Source organism: Burkholderia sp. Se-20378, from assembly GCF_017104665.1.
GTDB lineage: Bacteria > Pseudomonadota > Gammaproteobacteria > Burkholderiales > Burkholderiaceae > Burkholderia > Burkholderia lata.
Genome location: NZ_JAAGPG010000745.1, coordinates 1 through 3,298 on the forward strand (window position 1 = coordinate 1; position 3,298 = coordinate 3,298).

The following is a 3,298-nucleotide window of genomic DNA, read 5'->3' on the forward strand; positions in this document are numbered from 1 at the left end:
AGCGCGGCTTTCGCCGCGGCGGTGGCCGAGAACGGCGTATCGGCGCGGTAGCGGTGTGCGACGAACGAGCTGACCGCGACGATCCGCGGCGCGGCCGATGCTTCGAGTAAAGGCTGCGCGCGGCCCGCGAGCGCGGAGAACGCGCCGGGCATCGCCGTGAAGGCGGACGCAAGCGCGTCCGCGGAAAGACCGGAAAAGGATTGCCGTGCAGCGAATCCCGCGTTGGCGACGAGCTGATCGAGCCCGCCGAAGCGCGCGACGGTTGCATCGACGAGCGACGCGGCGACACCCGGCTCACCGAGATCGCCGGTGAGCGTGATGCATTCCGCGCCCGCCGCCGTGCAAGAGTGGGCGATTTCGGCGGGCCTGGCGCGCGCCGCTTCGTCCGCGCCGCGCGCATGCAGCGCCAGCGCGATACCGGGCGTCGCGAGCCGCCGCGCGAGCGCCGCGCCGATCCCGGAACTCGCGCCGATAATCAGCGCGATCCGCGCGATGTGCGCGGCGCGTTGGTTCACGCGGCGACCTTGTCGCTGTCGTTCACGCGCTCGACGTTGATCGTGCCGACGTGGAACGCGGCCAGCGACTCGCGGTGCGCGATGCTGACGATCGCGGCCTTCGGCAGCCGTTCGGCGAACAGGTGGTACAGGCGTGCTTCGTTGTCGGCGTCGAGCGCGCTGGTCGCTTCGTCGAGGAACAGGAAGTCGGGCTTGTGCAGCAGCACGCGCGCGCCGGCCAGGCGCTGCTGTTCGCCCGGCGACAGCACGCGGGTCCAGTGCGCGGTCTCGTCGAGGCGGTCGACGTAATCCTCGAGGCGGCAGGCGCGCAGCGCGTCGCGGCAGGCTTCGTCGCTGAACGCGTCGGGTGTCGCCGGATAGGTGAGCGCGGCCTTCAGCGTGCCGATCGGCAGATAGCTCGTCTGCGGCACGAACATCATCCGCGCGCCGACCGGCGCATCGATCGCACCGTCGCCGAACGGCCACAAGCCCGCGAGCGCACGCATGAACGTGCTCTTGCCGGAACCCGACTTGCCGATCACGAGCCAGCGCGAGCCGGGCTCGATCGTGACGCTGCCGATGTTCGCGAGCGCGTTGCCGTTCGGCAGCGCGAGCTTGAGCGACGACGTCGACAGCTTCGCGTCGTCGACATAGTGCAGGTTGATGCCGCCGTGTTCGGTCGCGGGCGACAGGCTTTCCTTCAGGTGCGACGTGCCCATCACGCGCTTGAATTCGCGCAGACGGTTGACGGTGGCGCGCCATTCGACGAGGGTCGAGTAACTGTTGATGAACCACGAGAACGAATCGCTGACGGTGCCGAACGCGGACGAGATCTGCATCAGCACGCCGAACGAGAACGCGCCCGCGAAATAGCGCGGCGCGGCGACGACGAGCGGGAAGATGATCGCGATCTGCCCGTAGAAGCTCAGCACGAACGTGAGCCGCTTCGTGTACTTCATCACGCGCCACCAGTTGTCGCGGATGCGCATGAAGAGGTTCTGCGCGTTTCCGGTCTCGGTCTTCTCGCCGTCGTAGAACGCGATCTGCTCGGCGTTCTCGCGCACGCGGATCAGCCCGAAGCGGAAGTCGGCCTCGACGCGCTGCTGCTGGTAGTTGATCGACACGAGCGGATGGCCGACCTTCTGGATGATCAGCGAGCCGACCACCGCGTACAGCGCGGCCGCCCACACCATGTAGCCGGGGATCGCGATCGGCGTCGCGCCGAGCGAAACCGTCAGCGCGCCGGCGAGCGACCACAGGATCGTGATGAACGACACGAGTGTGACGACCGTCGACAGCAGGTCGAGCGACAGCGCGAGCGTGGTCGTCGCGAACGACTGGAGGTCGTCGGTGATCCGCTGGTCGGGGTTGTCGGCGAGGCGGTCACGCTCGATCCGGTAGAACGCGCGATCGCCGAGCCACTGGCCGAGAAAGCGGTCGGTGAGCCACTGGCGCCAGCGGAAGCCGAGCATCTGCCGCAGGTAGCGGCCGTACACGGCGAGGATGATGAAGGCGAACGCGAGCGCGGAGAACTGCATCAGCAGGTTCGGGAAGTCGTGGACGTCCTTCGACTGCAGCGCGTTGTAGAACTCCGCGTTCCACTTGTTCAGCCGGACGTTGATCCAGACCACGCAGAGGTTGATCGCGATGATCGTGACCAGCAGGCCCCATGCGATTTTCCATTCGGACGATACCCAGTAGGGCTTGATGAGGCTCCATGCGGATACCGGACGCTCGTCCTGCGACGCGTCGGAGGCGGAGCGGACGGGATCGATCGATTGGGTCATGTGCTTCCTGATGAGTAGCCGGCGCGCGGGCCGGGCGAAGCCGGGCGCGCGCCGCGATACGGCATGCCGGGACGCGGCGCCGACTGACGGCGGGCGTCCGGATGGTCGCCCGCGCGTCTTAAACGGCACTTAAGGCCGGCGGTGACGCGGCAACCGGTCGCTCGCGCGGCCGGCCTGCGGGCATTGTGCCAGAGCGGCGCGGCACGACGGCGAATTTGCCGCAAGGGGGACAGTTTGCGGCGCTTTCCGCTTTTATGGTCTAATGGCCGACGACGAAACAGGGGTGCTTCGTGGCGCGGCCGGCAGATGTTCCGGGCAGCGCGATGAGGCTGAGAAAAACCCTTTGCACCCGATCCGGGTAATACCGGCGAGGGAAGTTTCTGAACCCGCCGGGCCGCGCTGGCTGCCATCCCACATGGTCAGCGCCCTTGTTCCGCCCGGCCGGCCTTTGCTGCCGGTTTCGTCCTTTTGGGTACGCGCATTGCGCGTTACGGAAGGAATGATGACCGCACAATCTTCAGTCTTTTGCATGGTTCCTGGCCCGATGTCGCGTGCATTCGCATGCGGCGGCGCGTACACGTCGACGCTCGTCGTGCGTGCTTGCGCCGAGGGGGCACGATGAACGCCCGGGATTCCCGACCCGATTTCGCGGTGCTCGGCGGCGGCCTCGTCGGCCGCCTGATCGCCTGGCGGCTCGCGGGCGACGGGCATCGCGTCGCGCTATACGAGCGCGGCGGCCCGGACGGCGAGCAGTCGGCCGCGTGGATCGCGGCCGCGATGCTCGCGCCGCTCGCGGAAGCGGCGAGCGCGGAGTTGCTGATCACCGAACTCGGCGCCGCGTCGCTCGCGCGCTGGCCGCAGTGGCTCGCGGAACTGCCCGAACCCGTCTTCTTCCAGCATCACGGCACGCTCGTCGTCTGGCATCACGCGGATCGCGCGGAGGCGCCGCTGTTCGAGCGGCGCGTGCGCGCGAACGCGCCGGCCGACCTGTTCGAGCGCGGTTTCGTGACGCCCGCC

General features: G+C 68.3%; 3 protein-coding genes and 1 riboswitch. Of the genes, 1 reads left to right on the forward strand and 2 read right to left on the reverse strand.

The annotated features are described in order from the left end of the window. Positions 1-515, reverse strand: a 515-nt coding sequence (locus tag G3N93_RS36950) for an SDR family oxidoreductase (protein ID WP_206135236.1), incomplete at its 3' end; no start/stop codon positions are given. Then, a complete protein-coding gene (locus G3N93_RS36955; RefSeq protein WP_206124953.1) occupies positions 512-2,281 on the reverse strand; it encodes an ABC transporter ATP-binding protein/permease in 1,770 nt (589 codons plus the stop codon). The genes G3N93_RS36950 and G3N93_RS36955, both read right to left, overlap by 4 nt. A gap of 269 nt (positions 2,282-2,550) precedes the next feature. Beyond that, positions 2,551-2,674, forward strand: a riboswitch (TPP riboswitch). Between the two features lie 225 nt (positions 2,675-2,899). Between G3N93_RS36955 and G3N93_RS36960 the strand changes: the two genes are divergently transcribed. After that, positions 2,900-3,298, forward strand: a 399-nt coding sequence (locus G3N93_RS36960; RefSeq protein WP_206135237.1) for an FAD-dependent oxidoreductase, incomplete at its 3' end; no start/stop codon positions are given.